The organism is Bovifimicola ammoniilytica (assembly GCF_025567085.1).
GTDB lineage: Bacteria > Bacillota > Clostridia > Lachnospirales > Lachnospiraceae > Bovifimicola > Bovifimicola ammoniilytica.
Map to the genome: position 1 here is coordinate 381,808 of NZ_JAOQJN010000003.1, position 16,358 is coordinate 398,165.

At 36.9% G+C, this 16,358-nt stretch carries 13 protein-coding genes, 13 tRNA genes and 2 rRNA genes; 1 reads left to right on the forward strand and 27 read right to left on the reverse strand.

The annotated features are described in order from the left end of the window. Positions 1-34: 34 nt before the first annotated feature. From OCV48_RS05580 to OCV48_RS05630, 11 genes are all read right to left on the reverse strand, one after another. Positions 35-105: transfer RNA gene (locus tag OCV48_RS05580), tRNA-Gly, on the reverse strand. A gap of 7 nt (positions 106-112) precedes the next feature. Then, positions 113-187: transfer RNA gene (locus OCV48_RS05585), tRNA-Pro, on the reverse strand. A gap of 107 nt (positions 188-294) precedes the next feature. Then, on the reverse strand, positions 295-489 hold the full coding sequence (locus OCV48_RS05590) for a hypothetical protein (protein ID WP_147591363.1): 195 nt from the start codon (positions 487-489) through the stop codon (positions 295-297). Positions 490-570: 81 nt separating this feature from the next. Further along, on the reverse strand, positions 571-1,050 hold the full coding sequence (locus OCV48_RS05595; protein ID WP_021983403.1) for a metallophosphoesterase family protein: 480 nt from the start codon (positions 1,048-1,050) through the stop codon (positions 571-573). A gap of 15 nt (positions 1,051-1,065) precedes the next feature. After that, positions 1,066-1,665 (reverse strand): RdgB/HAM1 family non-canonical purine NTP pyrophosphatase, encoded by a 600-nt coding sequence (gene rdgB, locus OCV48_RS05600; protein WP_021983404.1) that lies wholly within the window; start codon positions 1,663-1,665, stop codon positions 1,066-1,068. Between the two features lie 106 nt (positions 1,666-1,771). Then, complete coding sequence (locus tag OCV48_RS05605; RefSeq protein WP_147591364.1) at positions 1,772-2,830, reverse strand: N-acetylmuramoyl-L-alanine amidase family protein; 1,059 nt, start codon at positions 2,828-2,830, stop codon at positions 1,772-1,774. 114 nt (positions 2,831-2,944) lie between these two features. Further along, positions 2,945-4,666 (reverse strand): lectin like domain-containing protein, encoded by a 1,722-nt coding sequence (locus OCV48_RS05610; protein WP_262559159.1) that lies wholly within the window; start codon positions 4,664-4,666, stop codon positions 2,945-2,947. Positions 4,667-4,686: 20 nt separating this feature from the next. Beyond that, the gene (locus OCV48_RS05615) at positions 4,687-5,841 is read right to left on the reverse strand and encodes a THUMP domain-containing class I SAM-dependent RNA methyltransferase (protein ID WP_021983407.1); all 1,155 of its coding nucleotides are present in this window, start codon (positions 5,839-5,841) and stop codon (positions 4,687-4,689) included. Positions 5,842-5,989: 148 nt separating this feature from the next. Continuing rightward, positions 5,990-6,316 (reverse strand): rhodanese-like domain-containing protein, encoded by a 327-nt coding sequence (locus tag OCV48_RS05620; RefSeq protein WP_262559161.1) that lies wholly within the window; start codon positions 6,314-6,316, stop codon positions 5,990-5,992. Between the two features lie 267 nt (positions 6,317-6,583). After that, positions 6,584-6,976: a hypothetical protein gene (locus tag OCV48_RS05625; protein ID WP_021983409.1), complete on the reverse strand. Its 393-nt coding sequence runs from the start codon at positions 6,974-6,976 to the stop codon at positions 6,584-6,586. A gap of 388 nt (positions 6,977-7,364) precedes the next feature. Then, positions 7,365-8,303, reverse strand: coding sequence for a zinc dependent phospholipase C family protein (locus tag OCV48_RS05630; protein ID WP_021983410.1), 939 nt, complete (start codon positions 8,301-8,303; stop codon positions 7,365-7,367). Positions 8,304-8,459: 156 nt separating this feature from the next. On the opposite strand from OCV48_RS05630, the gene OCV48_RS05635 reads away from it, so the two are divergent. Next, positions 8,460-9,074: a superoxide dismutase gene (locus OCV48_RS05635; protein WP_147591366.1), complete on the forward strand. Its 615-nt coding sequence runs from the start codon at positions 8,460-8,462 to the stop codon at positions 9,072-9,074. Positions 9,075-9,357: 283 nt separating this feature from the next. On the opposite strand, the gene OCV48_RS05640 is transcribed toward OCV48_RS05635, so the two are convergent. From OCV48_RS05640 to rrf, 16 genes are all read right to left on the reverse strand, one after another. Beyond that, on the reverse strand, positions 9,358-10,119 hold the full coding sequence (locus tag OCV48_RS05640) for a zinc ribbon domain-containing protein (protein ID WP_147591367.1): 762 nt from the start codon (positions 10,117-10,119) through the stop codon (positions 9,358-9,360). 1 nt (position 10,120) lies between these two features. Further along, positions 10,121-10,936: a zinc ribbon domain-containing protein gene (locus OCV48_RS05645; protein ID WP_262559163.1), complete on the reverse strand. Its 816-nt coding sequence runs from the start codon at positions 10,934-10,936 to the stop codon at positions 10,121-10,123. Between the two features lies 1 nt (position 10,937). Continuing rightward, the gene (locus OCV48_RS05650; RefSeq protein ID WP_021983414.1) at positions 10,938-11,570 is read right to left on the reverse strand and encodes a zinc ribbon domain-containing protein; all 633 of its coding nucleotides are present in this window, start codon (positions 11,568-11,570) and stop codon (positions 10,938-10,940) included. Between the two features lie 386 nt (positions 11,571-11,956). Further along, positions 11,957-12,027: transfer RNA gene (locus tag OCV48_RS05655), tRNA-Trp, on the reverse strand. 36 nt (positions 12,028-12,063) lie between these two features. Further along, positions 12,064-12,137, reverse strand: a tRNA-Arg gene (locus OCV48_RS05660). A 57-nt stretch (positions 12,138-12,194) separates the two neighbouring features. Next, a tRNA-Leu gene (locus OCV48_RS05665) sits at positions 12,195-12,280 on the reverse strand. Positions 12,281-12,298: 18 nt separating this feature from the next. Beyond that, positions 12,299-12,371 (reverse strand) — tRNA-Val (locus OCV48_RS05670). A 39-nt stretch (positions 12,372-12,410) separates the two neighbouring features. After that, positions 12,411-12,484: transfer RNA gene (locus tag OCV48_RS05675), tRNA-Asp, on the reverse strand. A 27-nt stretch (positions 12,485-12,511) separates the two neighbouring features. Next, positions 12,512-12,585 (reverse strand) — tRNA-Ile (locus OCV48_RS05680). Between the two features lie 14 nt (positions 12,586-12,599). After that, positions 12,600-12,672, reverse strand: a tRNA-Thr gene (locus OCV48_RS05685). A gap of 42 nt (positions 12,673-12,714) precedes the next feature. Next, positions 12,715-12,786: transfer RNA gene (locus OCV48_RS05690), tRNA-Glu, on the reverse strand. A gap of 3 nt (positions 12,787-12,789) precedes the next feature. Then, positions 12,790-12,861, reverse strand: a tRNA-Asn gene (locus tag OCV48_RS05695). Positions 12,862-12,941: 80 nt separating this feature from the next. Further along, positions 12,942-15,829: ribosomal RNA gene (locus tag OCV48_RS05700) — 23S ribosomal RNA — on the reverse strand. Positions 15,830-16,044: 215 nt separating this feature from the next. Beyond that, a tRNA-Ala gene (locus OCV48_RS05705) sits at positions 16,045-16,117 on the reverse strand. Between the two features lie 40 nt (positions 16,118-16,157). Next, a tRNA-Ile gene (locus tag OCV48_RS05710) sits at positions 16,158-16,231 on the reverse strand. Positions 16,232-16,239: 8 nt separating this feature from the next. Next, a 5S ribosomal RNA gene (gene rrf, locus OCV48_RS05715) occupies positions 16,240-16,357 on the reverse strand. Position 16,358: the final 1 nt, after the last annotated feature.

Sequence of the window (16,358 nt, forward strand, 5' to 3'; positions counted from 1 at the left end):
TCTTATATATTACATTGGAATTTTCCAATGCAAAAGCGGGTGATGGGAATCGAACCCACGTATCTAGCTTGGAAGGCTAGTGTTCTACCATTGAACTACACCCGCATACGAGTCGGGGTGACAGGATTCGAACCTGCGACCTCTTGATCCCAAATCAAGCGCTCTAGCCAAGCTGAGCCACACCCCGTTGTTGTATTTGTTTTTCTTGTCTCTCAACAACGCAAGAGTAATTATACTAGCCATGTGCTATTTTGTCAACACCTTTTTTTCAATTTTTTTTATTAATTTTTTTTATCAATTTATGAAAGCATTTTTTCCTATTTTAATTTCTTTATACTTCTCTGTTGCCGCATGTTGTACCCTGCTATCTACAACCGACTTTTCCTCTCCTGTTACTTTCATTGCAGAATTCTTAACATAACCTAATCCTATGCTGGCAATAATAGTACACATAAGTATTATAGCTATCTTCTTCCAATTCCTTTTCATAACACATATACTCCATTAATTTTTTTACTGCACATCTATAGATTTTTAAACGAATATTTTTCATCATTTTCTATTACATATCTACAGATATTTTATTTCAAATGACACCTCTCCATTATCATCGACCAGCATTATTATATAGCTAGGTCTCTTTCCTTCCTGTCTTGGATAAGAAAGGCTTCCTGGATTAACAATCGTCACCTCATCAAGCACCTCCACTACCGGTCTGTGTGTATGTCCAAACATCACAATATCAATTCCCTGGGCTATTGCCTCCGACTCTATAGTTTCATAGCCTAATGATACATAATAATTATGTCCATGTGTCAACAGTACCTTATAATTTCCTATCTCCATTATAATTTCCCTGTCTAACATACTGAAATAATCATTATTTCCTGCTACCATATAACATGGACATCCTGCTATTGCCCTGATATAATCCTCCGATCCCTCAACATCACCTAAATGTATCAATTCGTCGATATTCTTTTCTTTTTCCAGTACAATTTCAAGATTTTCATCATGTCTGTGTGTATCGCTGACAATCAATATCTTCATGTTTACCTCCGTAATCTAATTAAGTTCTGCTTTTAATATCTCTCTCATCTTATTAAGTGCTTTTCCTCTATGGCTTATACTGTTCTTGAATTCAGGCTCCATTTCTCCTGTTGTCATACCATATTCAGGTACATACAGAATAGGATCATATCCAAAACCATTCTTTCCTTTTTCTTCATATCCTATCTCGCCTTCAATAGTTCCTATTGTAGTAAATGTTCTTCCATCCGGGAAACATGCTGCTATCGCACATACGAATCTGGCACTTCTCTCACTTCCCTTTGCATCTGCAAGTCTGTCTATCAATGACTTATTCTTTATCTCATATGGTGTATCTTCTCCCATATATCTTGCTGAATATACTCCCGGTTCTTTATTAATATAATCAATCTCTAAGCCTGAATCGTCAGCAAGTGTAAGACAACCTGTCATCTTCATAATCGTTTTAGCCTTTATAATCGCATTCTCTTCAAATGTCTTACCGTCTTCTACGATATCTGCTTTAATTCCTGCCTCTTTTAATGACACAATTGGAATACTGCAATCCGACATAATCATTCTTATTTCGTCCATTTTCCCCTGATTTGTTGTTGCAAATATAATCTTGTCTATCATAAATCTGTCCTCTTTCTTCTTTTATTTTCTTAGTTTCTTAATTTTGCTTTTGCTTATTTTTCTAACTATTTTTTAGTATTTATTATTACCTTAACGTTATTAGTATCTAATATTTTCCTAGTTCTGTCAATGACCGAATTATTCCATTATAAATACCATTTGCCAGCTTAATCTGTCCCGCATTACCTGTCAGTAAACTGAAATCTTCCTCATTCGACATAAATCCCATTTCTATAAGAGCAACCGGTACTTTTGAATTTCTCACAATATGGATATCATGACCATCGACAACACCTCTGTCATTCGTGTTACAGGTTTTTATGACCTCCTGACACATAATATTACTAAGCCATTCTGAGCCAAATTCACTGGAATCTTTTACATTATATAACACACTCGTTCCTGATATATCACTATGTTCATACCAATTTGAATGTATACTTATGAACAAATCAGGCATCAGCTCATTTACAAAGTCTATTCTTTCCTCCACTGATGGATAGGTGTCATCTTCTCTTGTATAATACACAAGAATTTTATCATCATTATCCAGTATCTCTTTTAATCTTTCACATACTGTCAGATTTATATTTTTCTCGTAAGTTCCTCTTTCTATTGCTCCGACATCATCTCCGCCATGACCTGCATCAACCACTATAACAGGCATATCTACATTTATGGGATTAAAAAAATCAAGTCTGATCTTGCCATCACTAAACTCCACATTACAATCTCTGATTGAATTAAGACTTATTTCTACTTTAACCATTACATCAGAAATATTTATATCTATATTTTTAACTGCTGCATAAGTATTTACTATATTATCTTGTTCATATCCTGATATGCCCTTTGGAAATGCAATTACTATCTTCTTATGAAATATATCCTTTTGAATACTGCAATTTTCCTTTTGTACACCACCAGGCAGATTACATTCGACACTACCCTCAATCTCTGCATTTACTGTCTTAATGTCATTTGTAAACACATTATTTCCATCTTGTATTATATTAAGATTATCTTGATTCTTACTTTTTTTACTTTCAAATATATTGTCAAAATTAAACTTCACACCTGTATAAATGCACATAATTACAACTAAAAATATTGTATTTATTAAAATTCCGATTTTTAACAATATACTTTCATTGTACTTGTCCAATTCTTCCTCCGTAAAATACCATGTTTCAACTTTATTTTAATCATATATGTTTAACAATTTTACTTATACATTTTCCAGACTAATAGGTCTATTCCCATTTTAACCTATTTTATTCTATTGATTAGCTGTAAGCTTATCTGTATACACTTTAAGGCATACGTTACAACCATTCTTCTCTTCAGTATTTTCCCATGTAATACCTTTAAGACTTACATAGCCTTCGCCATCATCTAAGATAACAGAAGACGTCTGTTCGTTATAAGCATATTCAACTGCCACTGGTCTTCCAGAATTAGGTGTTTTTATCCTTATGATTACTGCATATTTCTGCCCTTCCTTCACTGTAACACTATTATCTAAATCAACAGTATAGAAGCCACTGTTTTTGACTTTACCTGTCATTACTGGTTCAGAACGTTTACTAAGTGATGAAATGTCTTGAAAATTCTCACAAATATATACACTATATTCTGTATCTATACCTGTCGCATAGAATCCAACTGCCATAATCTTCTCATCTTCCTTGGCTGTATATGCATTTGCAAAATATGCTGATTCCTCACCATATCCTAATTGTCCGACATATCCGCATAAATCTGTCTGATAAATTCTATCGTAATTTTCGTTATCGTCAACTCTTGTATATACAACGTTATGAACCCCTATATTAGTATCATAATATGAAATATAGAAGTCTCCATTATTACCAAAATCTGAACCCCAGCTGTTTCTACAGATAAATGCGCCATCACCCTCTATATCTGCATTGAAATTTTCCATAGGATAATTATCGTCCCATCCTATTATCACAATATCATGGTTTGGTTTCTGATTACCGATATAACAATATGAATTTGTCTGTGCATTGTAATATTTAGTATTACCTGTGTGACTGTTTAATGATGAGGCATAGAACGAACTCTGGACCCCACCATATTTGAATATCATTTTCTTAATTGTTTCAAAATCCTTAGATTCGATTATCTGTATCTCCTGAACATGTTTAACAGCTTCTAAGCCATCCGTTGTCACTCCATCTCCGTACGGATCATCTTTTTCTAATACCGGTCCCTGCCATGCAAGCAGATAAGCCATGGACATGGCATAATCTCCACCTGACTCCTGACCTAGATTAAATGAATTGGCTAATGACATATGATCAACCGAAAAACTATATGGTTCCTCAGGCATTAACGACGATTCTAACGCCGTAAGCGATGCAAATGCCCAACATGTACCAAGACTTCCCTGATTGCTGACAGTTGGTACACGTCCCTCGTCTTCGTAATTATATTTATATGGTATACTTCTGGCTTCAAGATTATCACTAATAATACTTGCCTGATTTAATTTCATGTCAAAATTATATTGATATCCAAATGTCTGACATATAACATCAACCGGCACATAAGTTGTTCCATTTAATTCTTCTACGTTCGTTATTGCTTCCCTTATCTCGCCATTAATTTCACACTTTCTTGCCTGTGTATATAATTTTATTTTATTACTTCCCTTTTCTATCAGAATAAAATCATCATTATACTCTCTTACTGAACAGTCAAATGTATCTCTTATCTGTCTGATTGGAATCATTAACGTTAATGTATCAGACATAAAGATACCATTAGTAGTTGATTTCAACTGCTTAGAATCGATATTTGCTACAATTGTAGCTTGATTTATAACTGACGAAATTGTTCCATTCCACTCACTTGTATATACCTGTGCCTTTTTATTCTTCTGTATGTGCCCTTTAGGTACTACTGCGTGATATGTAACAATAAAACCAATTATTAACAATATTAAAGATGTATATATAAGAACATTCTTTTTCAATTTTTACTCCATTCTTAATCTTAAACAGGCTTATTTCTCCTTGGTGGCTTTGGCCCCATAAACTGGTAGAAATAGGTTTTCATCATTCCATTGTAAATCTTTCTATTTTTATCTGCTTTAATTCCCATATCTGCTTCTGCATTCTCATATGAAGTAATTATATATGCTGACCAGCTATCAAGATTCCTGTATCTTTCGCCTAACTGTCTATATAATTCCGGCAGATTCTTCTTCTCTTCAATTCTTTCTCCATATGGGGGATTAGTTATAATAAAACCATATTTCTTCGCATGGCTTATTTCACTAAGCGGTCTCCTCTGGAAATGTATTAAGTGGTCAACACCTGCTTCCATTGCATTCTTTTTTGCAGCTTTTACAATATCTCCATCAATATCACTGCCCTGAATATCCACCTTAATATCATCATTTACCAAATCATTAGCCTCATTTATGGCCTCATACCAATTCTTCTTAGGTATAATATTTGTCCAGCTTTCAGCCATAAATTCTCTGTTCATTCCGGGTGCAATATTAGCTGCCATCATAGCCGCTTCAATTGGAAATGTTCCACTTCCACAAAATGGGTCTAACAGAATTCTGTCCTTATTCCATGGTGTCAGCATAATAAGTGCTGCTGCTAATGTCTCTGTAATAGGTGCCTTAGATGTAAGCTTTCTATATCCGCGCTTATGCAAAGATTCCCCTGAAGTATCCAATGCAATCGTTACTTCATCTTTATTAAGAAAAACCCTGATAGGATATTCGTTTCCACTTTCATTGAACCATTCTACACTATATTTAGCCTTTAATCTGTCAACTATCGCTTTCTTTACAAGTCTCTGTATATCAGATGTGCTGAATAATTTACTCTTTATTGAACTTGCTTTGGTTACCCAGAATTTACCGTCCTCCGGTATAAATCTTTCCCATTCTAAAGCCTTGGTCTTTTCAAATAATTCATCAAATGTATATGCTTTGAATTTGCCAACCTTTATCATTATTCTTTCAGTTGTCCTTAAGAAAACATTTGCACGACATATAGCTTCTTCATCACCTTCAAATGTTACTCTTCCATCCTCAACCTGCTGAATCTCGTAACCTAAATCTATTATCTCTTTCTTCAATACAGCCTCTAAGCCAAAATGACATGGTGCTATTAATTCATATCTGGTCATATAATCCTCATTTCCGGGTATCCTGATGTTTTATTATTCGAATATTTCCATTAAAAATATACCTATATCTTATATATTTAAGTGTATTATGTCAATGGATTAACTATTAATAATTCTTTAATTTTATATTTGTCCTTCCTATAGTTTATCAGCTATATTTCTCATATTCCGTCATTCCTCCTATAAGGCTCTTTACACTATATCCTTTATCTCTCAGACGATATGCTGCATATATGCTGCTGCCACCTCTCACACAATATACAATAACTGTTTTTCTTCCTGTTAAAACCCTGGAATAATCATTAATTTTCATAAATTCATCAAATGGTATATTTTTAGCTTCCCTGATATGTCGTCTCTTATATTCTTCTCTTTCCCTTAAATCTATTACTTCATAGTCATTTATTTTACCATTATTTACAATTTGTTTTAACTCATTTACACTTATCCATTCAACACCATTGTTATCTCTCATAATATTCCTCATTTCTGAGCGACTTGCCTAGAAGAGGCGATGAGAAATTCGCATAGGCGATTTCTCACCTGCCATAAAAGCTATTTGCCTTCGCTCCAAAGCAAATAGCCTTGTGAAAACTAATTGCATCAGCATCATTTTCACACTATTCTCCATACTTACTTCTTTGCTATATTATATGAAGAAAACCCATATGGTTTCCAAACCATATGGGTTATTTCAGCATTATTTTTATATTGCTTCTTACCTGAATCTACTGTTACGTTTCTATTTATCCTTGTTATCGTAAGAATTACTATAGCTGTTACTATATGAGTTTTTGCCTGAATTTTTGCTTGCATTGCTATAGCTGTTATTATATGAGTTTTTGCCTGAATTCTTGTTTGCATTGCTATAGCTGTTATTATATGAGTTTTTGCCTGAATTCTCGCTTGCATTGCTATAGCTGTTATTATGGCAATTGCTATAAGCATTATCACCTGAGTTTTTATCTACATTGCTATAGCTGTTACTGTAGCTGTTACTATAGCTATTACTGTATGAATTGCCACTTGAATTCTTACCTGAATTGTTGTAACTGTTGCTATAAGAATTACTGTAACCGTTTTTCATCTTTTCCTTTACATCATTTTTTGAATTGCCAGCATAATTATTTGCCATCTCTAATTACCTCCATATAATTTATTAGGAAACACCTACTCTATTAGTATCTACATTTTGCGTTAGATTATGTTTAAAACAGCTCATTGCAAATATACAATATATGGATATAATGTATGGTAATATGCGTTGTTTGATAACGAACTAAATATATCAACTAAAGCAAATTCAAACCTTTTACCTCATGAATAAATTTTCAAAATATTAAAACATATTTTTTAAAAAGTGCTTGCTTTTTTCGACAATTTATATTATTATATGTGTGTGGAAAGGAATAACCCTTCAAATGTTCCTTTCCCTTATAACCCCTTATTAATTATTTATACTCCCCTCAAAACAGCTAATGGCTCCCCCATTAGCTGTTTTACGTTTTATAGATATATTATTTTTACAAGCTTTTATTATAATCACTATCTAGCTCCAACCCATTAAGAAATGATTTATTTCCCAATTCTTTAGCGAATTCTGTCGGATTTCCCAATGAATTAATTAATCTCTGATATCTATTGGAAGCCTTTTCCATAAGCTCTGTAAAACTATCATCACTTACAATTTCTTCTTTCCATGGATTAAACCATTCACACTTATTATTATTCAATGGGTCATCATTTTTAATTCTGTAATCATCACGAATAAATAATGGTGTAAAATACTCAAACCCCATTAGCTTTCTCTCAGTCTTTCCTATGAACCTGGTCTTATTTCCACATTTATCCTTGATCTGGTTAATGACCACACCAAAATTAAATAAGGCAGCATATGCCAATTCATAATTAAACCTGATATAGTTAAAAGTATTATTTAATGCCTGACTTAACAATCCTGCAATAACATCTAACTCATTTCTATTAAGTCTGACTAACTCACCATATGGAAATTTGCTGACTTCCCTTTTATAGAACTTTTTGCACATTATATAATCAATATCAGTTTCTAAGGTTACATGCTTTGCGTGGTAATCCTTTGTCTTATGCATTCTGTCTGTTTTCCAATAAATATACGGATGACACGTTCTGTCCAACGAATAATGTCCCAGAAATCCTACAAAATAAGCCAATGCTATTTCCCTATCTTTTTCTTCATCTAATCCATTGATATACTCAAGCATTTTATTAATATATTCGCCTGTTCTTCTGGTATGCATAATTGAACCTAAATTCTTCTTATTAATCATAAAACTTGCAGGAAAATAGAAAAATATATCTGGTCCCTGCAGCCCAATATTGAAGGCATTTCTGTTATTTCGAATTGCTGACCTGACATCCTCCGATTTCATCTTTTTAAATTCTTCTCTTCCAAAAATGTTATGTGTTATATATCCTGGCATAGTACCACTTATAATCTTTTTCCTTAATATTAAGGTAAATGATTATTCTCCTTTCCCATAAATTTATTCTCTTACAGTTATAAATATAATTTATTATATCATTAATATTATATTTTTTTCATATAATATAATAATTATTTTTAATTGGAGTTAATTATGCATTATCCGTTTATTCCTATAGATTTACCATATTCATTAAATTCCCTTGAACCCTATATTTCATCTGAAATTTTGTACTATCATTATAATAAACACTATAAATCTTATGTTCATTCACTCAATGAAAAATTAGCAAAATTCCCCTCCTTACATAATCTTACCCTTGAAGAATTAATGGTCTATATATCCAAATCTAATATCTCTTTCAAATGCGAACTTCTTAATTCTGCCGGTGGCGTATATAATCATCAGTTATATTTCAAATGTATGTCACCCGACAAATGTTCCTATCCTGAAGATGAAATATTATATGCCATAAAATACAATTTTGGTTCATATACAAACTTCGTAGATTGGTTCACTAAAAAAGCCACTTCACTGATTGGTTCAGGATATGTCTGGCTTGTATACAGCGATTATAAATTAGATATTGTCTGTGGAGCTAACCAGAATACACCCTTGTCGTATCCCGCTACACCAATATTAAATATTGATATCTGGGAACATGCTTATTATTTACAATACAAAAATGAACGTGCAAATTATATTACTAACTGGTTCAATGTAATTAATTGGGAATATGTAAATAAGCGTTTTTCAACTATTTCTTAATTACGTCTATTTTTTAGTGGCATCTATTTTCTTAGGCTGCCTATCCTAGAATAAAGAATGTCGCTTGCGATATTCTCCGCCTGCGGCGGGTTGCGATAGCAACATTTTCCGTTCCTCCGCAGTGCGATCCTCGCGGAGCATTTTTACTTGCTAGGACAATTTAGACGAAATTTCCTAGTAAGTAAAAAAATACCAATCCTTTAAATTGCATTATTCACTTTCAAAATTAATATTGCAATTTAAAGAGATTGATATCTTTTTTAATATATGTAAGCATATATTTTTATTCATAAATTCCACTTAAATCATTAAGTTCATATCCATCTAAAGGAAAATCATTAGTATAATAATCTTCGCCATTCAGCATATCTATTTGTCTATCGGTAATAAGATTACTTACAATACCATTTACATTTTTGATATATTGATAAATTATTTCATGATCCATATGTGCATATACCGCATATATTCCATTACCATCAGGTGCAACATAGTATTCATATACACCTTGCTCAACTCTTGTCGACTTTACATGATTATCTTCTATATATAATATTATATTTTGCAAATCTGAACTACAGGTTCCGTATTCCAGAATTACTTCGTTAATTCCATCATTATCTATATCATATACATAATAATAACCATATACGCCATACTCACTTGTTGCATAGTGTTTTATCATATCTGCATACATTCCATAATCAATATTTGTTACAATACCATTATTCTCTGTATTATCACTAGCTATTGTATCATTATTTTCATATGTTTTATTTTCGTACATATTGTTCTTCGATTCTGCAATAGTATTATTTATAACCTTTTTACCATTATTATTATGTTCCTTAGACATTCCATTGTATTTATATATGGCAAATAAAATAATTATACTTATAGCTAATCCAAATATTCCACCACATATAAACGATATTATTTTACATACATCTATTAACTCAATCTTTTTCTTTTCTATTCCATTACCACAATAACCACAAAACTTTGCATGGTCATCTAACTCTGCTCCACATTTTGTACACTTCATTTTATATTTCTCCCATTAATCCATGCTGTATATAATATGCTATATATCCCATAGCTTCAATTTCCTGTATATAATACTTCTTATGTTGTAAATATAAAAGCCTGTATGGTGTCAGAAAATATTTTTTATTAACCCAAAATGGATCAATTCTAAAATATTTTCTCTTATTATCAATATAAATATCGTATCTAATTTCATCTCTGATTACCCTTACAATGCCATTTTTCATTTGTTCGACTTTCATTGAGTCATGGCTGCATAGTCTTAACATTAATTCAAATATCTCGTTGTTATCTGACTCTCTTGGCAGGTAAAATCTCTTTATATCAAGATCTTTTAATTTGATAACACCTCTTTCAAACCATATGCTAAATCCAACAACTATTCCGAACATAACCATCAATATAACCGTTCCTATTCCCTGGTCACTTGCTAAAACTCCGAAGAACAGGCCAAAAATTCCACCTATTAATATAGACATAGCACTACTCTTTGGCAATTCATTTGCAATCGGCTCTTTGCGCTGCATATATATTCCTTGCAACGGACTTATATTTAATAATTCACTTTGCATTTGATTTTGCGGTTGGCTTGTCGCCTGACTTTGTGATTGCCCCTGTGGTTGGCTTATCGCCTGGCTTTGTGATTGCCCCTGTGGTTGGCTTATCGCCTGGCTTTGTGATTGCCCCTGTGGTTGACTTGACGCTTGTCTTTGTGATTGACTTTGCGATTGACCTGACGCTTGAAGCATATTGCCACAATTTATGCAAAACTTTACATCATTATTATTTTTATATCCACATTTCGTACAAAACATACTAAAATCCTCCATATAATACTTCATCAAAAATTGTGCTTAAAATATCATCTATTTCATACTCGTCAAATATCTCGCTTTCATCGATATCATCATAATTAAATTCCATATATACAACTTTGCTCTTAGAGTCAGTTACTTCAAATTGTATCAATATTGTACCTGATAAACCATCATATGAGCCATATCCCGTAAATTCCACTATATCAGTATCATAAGAACTTTCAAAATAACGCCATTTTGGATATAGAAAATAATCATCAAGTGCTTCTCCAAATGTAATGCCACTATATTCTGATATATCAGGTGATGACTCTTTAACTGTATCAATATATATATCACCACTGTTTTCATAATAATAGTATGCACTTCCACATATTACTATAAATAGTAACCAGCAGGTCCCAATAATGGTTAAAACAATCCTTCCTGCTTTAGAAAATTTTTCTTTTCTCCACATTAAGACTAATCCTACTGGAAATATAATAAAAAGCATCAATATAACAAACCAAGATCTATCAGTTAATCCAGGTCTTCTTGCATTTTCTATAATATTGTTCTTTGATGGTGTTCCACATGTTGGACAAAACTTTCCTTCAAACTTAGTTCCACATTTGCTACAAAATTCTTCCATACTTTTTTCCTCCTGTACGTAAGCCAATTCTGATTACTAAGATTTTGCAAACTAATCCATTATAATCTTTATATTCTATTGCCTCCTTTAAATTATTTTTATAATTTGCAATCTCTTATTTCTATATCATTTAAAACTTTCATATAGCAAATATATCAAATGTACTCTACAATTTTGTAATTGTGATTTATAAAAAGCAGAATAAAGAATGTCGCTTGCGACATTCTCCGCCTTCGGCGGGTTGCTATAGCAACATTTTCTGCTCCGCCACAGTGCGATCCTCGCGGAGCGTTTTTTACTTACCAGGACAATTTCAACGAAATTTCCCGATAAACAAAAAAAATGTCGAAATCTTTATCTAATAAAAATTTCAACATTCTTAATTACAGGGGATGAGAGAATCGAACTCCCGCCAAAGGTTTTGGAGACCCCTATCATACCATTAGACCAATCCCCTATGGATTGAATTATAGTCCATAGTAACAACTATGAACGTGCGCTAGAGGATTCGAACCCCCGACCTTCTGGTCCGTAGCCAGACGCTCTATCCAGCTGAGCTAAGCGCACATTGTATGTTTACATTATATAAACATTTTAAAAGAGTACATTTGTACTCTTTTAAAATGCCGGCGACCGGAATCGAACCGGTACGGGAGGTTAGTCCCGCAGGATTTTAAGTCCTGTGCGTCTGCCAGTTCCGCCACGCCGGCATAAACCTTTCGGTTTAATGGGACCTACAGGGCTCGAACCTGTGACCCTCTGCTTGTAAGGCAGATGCTCTCCCAGCTGAGCTAAGATCCCATGGGATATTTAATTGTTAAATAATAATTAATATCTTAACGACCCGAATGGGGTTCGAACCCACGACCTCCGCCGTGACAGGGCGGCGCTCTAACCAGCTGAGCCATCGGGCCATAATTTAATTTTAACTAAGTTTTTAGTGGACCTTCGGGGACTCGAACCCAGGACCGACCGGTTATGAGCCGGTTGCTCTAACCAACTGAGCTAAAGGTCCATTTATAAAACAAAAGCCGATGATCGGACTCGAACCGATAACCTGCTGATTACAAATCAGCTGCTCTGCCAATTGAGCCACATCGGCATAAACTTAGTAAAAATTAAAGCCACAAAAAGTGGCATTCAGTGACTCCAAGGGGATTTGAACCCCTGTTACCGCCGTGAAAGGGCGGTGTCTTAACCGCTTGACCATGGAGCCATACTCCCCGAGTTGGGCTCGAACCAACAACCCCACGGTTAACAGCCGTGTGCTCTACCATTGAGCTATCGAGGAAAATTTGAAGGATGTACCTTCAAAACTACACATTAACTTATCTTCCAATTCTTAACTTCCGTCCTCTTTCCTAAACCGTTTTGGTTAAGCTTTCGACCTATTAGTATTAGTCAGCTGCATGCATTACTGCACTTCCACCTCTAACCTATCAACCTTGTCGTCTTCAAGGGGTCTTATTACTTGCGTATGGGATATCTCATCTTGAGGGGGGCTTCACGCTTAGATGCCTTCAGCGTTTATCCCGTCCCGACTTGGCTACTCTGCCATGCCTTTGGTAAGACAACAGATACACCAGAGGTCAGTCCATCCCGGTCCTCTCGTACTAAGGACAGCTCCTCTCAAATATCCTACGCCCACGCCGGATAGGGACCGAACTGTCTCACGACGTTCTGAACCCAGCTCGCGTACCGCTTTAATGGGCGAACAGCCCAACCCTTGGGACCTACTACAGCCCCAGGATGCGATGAGCCGACATCGAGGTGCCAAACCACTCCGTCGATGTGAACTCTTGGGAGTGATAAGCCTGTTATCCCCAGGGTAGCTTTTATCCGTTGAGCGATGGCAATCCCACTTTATACCACCGGATCACTAAGTCCTACTTTCGTACCTGTTCCACCCGTCGGTGTCACAGTCAAGCTCCCTTCTGCCTTTGCACTCTTCGAATGGTTTCCAACCATTCTGAGGGAACCTTTGAGCGCCTCCGATACTCTTTCGGAGGCGACCGCCCCAGTCAAACTCCCCACCTGACATTGTCCCCCCGCCGGTTTACGGCGGCAGGTTAGAAATCCAATACTGCAAGGGTGGTATCCCAACAGCGGCTCACTCACAACTGGCGTCATGAGTTCTCAGCCTCCCACCTATCCTGTACATACAATATCGAATCCCAGTATCAAGCTAGAGTAAAGCTCCATGGGGTCTTTCCGTCCTGGCGCAGGTAACCAGCATCTTCACTGGTACTTCAATTTCACCGGATGTATTGTCGAGACAGCGTCCAAATCATTACGCCTTTCGTGCGGGTCGGAACTTACCCGACAAGGAATTTCGCTACCTTAGGACCGTTATAGTTACGGCCGCCGTTTACTGGGGCTTAAGTTCGCACCTTCGCGCAAGCGCTAAGCACTCCCCTTAACCTTCCAGCACCGGGCAGGCGTCAGCTCATATACTTCACCTTACGGTTTTGCATAAACCTGTGTTTTTGCTAAACAGTTGCTTGGACCAATTCTCTGCGGCCAGTTTCCTGGCACTCCTTATCCCGAAGTTACGGAGTCATTTTGCCGAGTTCCTTAACAATACTTCTTCCGTCGGCCTTAGGATTCTCTCCTCATCCACCTGTGTCGGTTTACGGTACGGGTACAATGCAAACAATAGCGGCTTTTCTTGACAGCTAGCTCATGGACTTCCCTACTCTTATTTCGGTACGCATTACGTCTTCCCGTTGAATGACGGATTTGCCTGTCATTCCGGTACCCCGCTTGCCCCGGTTTTTCCACTCCCGGGTCCCACTTTCTCTCTGTGTCCCCACAGTTCTGTTACATTGCAGTACAGGAATCTCAACCTGTTGTCCATCGACTACGTCTTTCGACCTCGCCTTAGGCCCCGACTTACCCAGAGCAGATCAGCTTTACTCTGGAAACCTTGGATATTCGGCCTGGAGGATTCCCACCTCCATCTCGCTACTCATTCCGGCATTCTCTCTTCTTAACAGTCCACTGCTCCTTCCGGTACAGCTTCGTTCCGTTAAGAATGCTCCTCTACCAACATTTATATGTTCCTCAGCTTCGGTGTCGTGTTTTAGCCCCGGACATTTTCGGCGCAGGACCTCTCGACTAGTGAGCTATTACGCACTCTTTGAATGTATGGCTGCTTCTGAGCCAACATCCTAGTTGTCTTCGAAATCCCACATCCTTTTCCACTTAACACGCACTTTGGGACCTTAGCTGGAGGTCTGGGCTCTTTCCCTTTTGACTGCCCAACTTATCTCGTGCAGTCTGACTCCCGATAATCGGCTATACGGCATTCGGAGTTTGATATCTCTTGGTAAGCTTTGACGCCCCCTTAAGAATTCAGTGCTCTACCTCCGTTAGTCTGTATCGAGGCTAGCCCTAAAGCTATTTCGAGGAGAACCAGCTATCTCCGGGTTCGATTGGAATTTCTCCCCTATCCACACCTCATCACCACCCTTTTCAACGGATGTGTGTTCGGTCCTCCATTGCCTTTTACGGCAACTTCAACCTGGACATGGATAGATCACCCGGTTTCGGGTCTGCGTATACTGACTTGACGCCCTCTTAAGACTTGGTTTCCCTTCGGCTCCACACCTTCAGTGCTTAACCTTGCCCGCATACGCAACTCGCCGGACCGTTCTACAAAAAGTACGCGGTTCAACTTTTGATAGTTGTTCCGCAGCTTGTAAACATAGGGTTTCAGGTTCTTTTTCACTCCCCTCCCGGGGTTCTTTTCACCTTTCCTTCACAGTACTATGCGCTATCGGTCACTAAGTAGTATTTAGCCTTAGGGGGTGGTCCCCCTTTCTTCCCACAAGGTTTCTCGTGTCTCGTGGTACTTTGGATCCTGCTCGCTGCCTATTGATTTCGATTACGAGGCTTTCACTCTCTCTGGCCGGCTTTCCCAAAACCGTTCTTCTATCAAATCAGCTCACTTGTTGCAGTCCGAACCCCGTCATGCACGCACGACGGTTTAGGCTCTTTCCTTTTCGCTCGCCGCTACTCTGGAAATCGATGTTTCTTTCTCTTCCTCCGGCTACTTAGATGTTTCAGTTCACCGGGTTCCCTCTGCATGGCTATGTATTCACCATACAGTGACAGGAGTCTGTCCTGCCGGGTTTCCCCATTCAGAAATCGCTGGGTCACAGGATATTTGCTCCTCACCAACGCTTATCGCAGCTTATCACGTCTTTCTTCGGCTCTTAGTGCCAAGGCATCCACCCTACGCTCTTATTCGCTTAACCATTCAATGCTTTCGCATTTACACTCTGCATAGCGTTGCAGGTGTTGGTTTAGTGTAACTTATGTTACGTTTTCTTTCATATGATTTCTCATATGACCTCGGATGTCTTGAATTGTTAAATCTTTTCAGATTTACTAATTAAGATATTTCAATGTGTAGTTTTCAAGGTACATTAGTTTTATGTGTTCTCGCACATATGAATCATTTCTGATTCAATGGAGACGGAGAGATTCGAACTCTTGACCCCCTGCTTGCAAGGCAGGTGCTCTCCCAACTGAGCTACGCCCCCACGATTTATATATAATCGTTCAAATTTTATTCAATATGAATGGGCTTAAATGGACTCGAACCATCGACCTCACGCTTATCAGGCGTGCGCTCTAACCAGCTGAGCTATAAGCCCATTTTTTAATCTGGCAGCCACCTACTCTTCCATACCGTCTCCAGTATAGTACCATCGGCCGCTAAAGTCTTAACCATCGTGTTCGAGATGAGAACGGGTGTGTCCCCTTAGCGCATCACCACCAGAA

Excerpts from the sequence above, each read along its gene's own strand:
- OCV48_RS05590 (WP_147591363.1), bottom strand. The coding sequence starts at position 489 with ATGAAAAGGAATTGGAAGAAGATAGCTATAATACTTATGTGTACTATT.
- OCV48_RS05595 (WP_021983403.1), bottom strand. The coding sequence starts at position 1,050 with ATGAAGATATTGATTGTCAGCGATACACACAGACATGATGAAAATCTT.
- rdgB (WP_021983404.1), bottom strand. The coding sequence starts at position 1,665 with ATGATAGACAAGATTATATTTGCAACAACAAATCAGGGGAAAATGGAC.
- OCV48_RS05615 (WP_021983407.1), bottom strand. The coding sequence starts at position 5,841 with ATGACCAGATATGAATTAATAGCACCATGTCATTTTGGCTTAGAGGCT.
- OCV48_RS05620 (WP_262559161.1), bottom strand. The coding sequence starts at position 6,316 with ATGAGAGATAACAATGGTGTTGAATGGATAAGTGTAAATGAGTTAAAA.
- OCV48_RS05625 (WP_021983409.1), bottom strand. The coding sequence starts at position 6,976 with ATGGCAAATAATTATGCTGGCAATTCAAAAAATGATGTAAAGGAAAAG.
- OCV48_RS05630 (WP_021983410.1), bottom strand. The coding sequence starts at position 8,303 with ATGCCAGGATATATAACACATAACATTTTTGGAAGAGAAGAATTTAAA.
- OCV48_RS05635 (WP_147591366.1), top strand. The coding sequence starts at position 8,460 with ATGCATTATCCGTTTATTCCTATAGATTTACCATATTCATTAAATTCC.
- OCV48_RS05640 (WP_147591367.1), bottom strand. The coding sequence starts at position 10,119 with ATGAAGTGTACAAAATGTGGAGCAGAGTTAGATGACCATGCAAAGTTT.
- OCV48_RS05645 (WP_262559163.1), bottom strand. The coding sequence starts at position 10,936 with ATGTTTTGTACGAAATGTGGATATAAAAATAATAATGATGTAAAGTTT.
- OCV48_RS05650 (WP_021983414.1), bottom strand. The coding sequence starts at position 11,570 with ATGGAAGAATTTTGTAGCAAATGTGGAACTAAGTTTGAAGGAAAGTTT.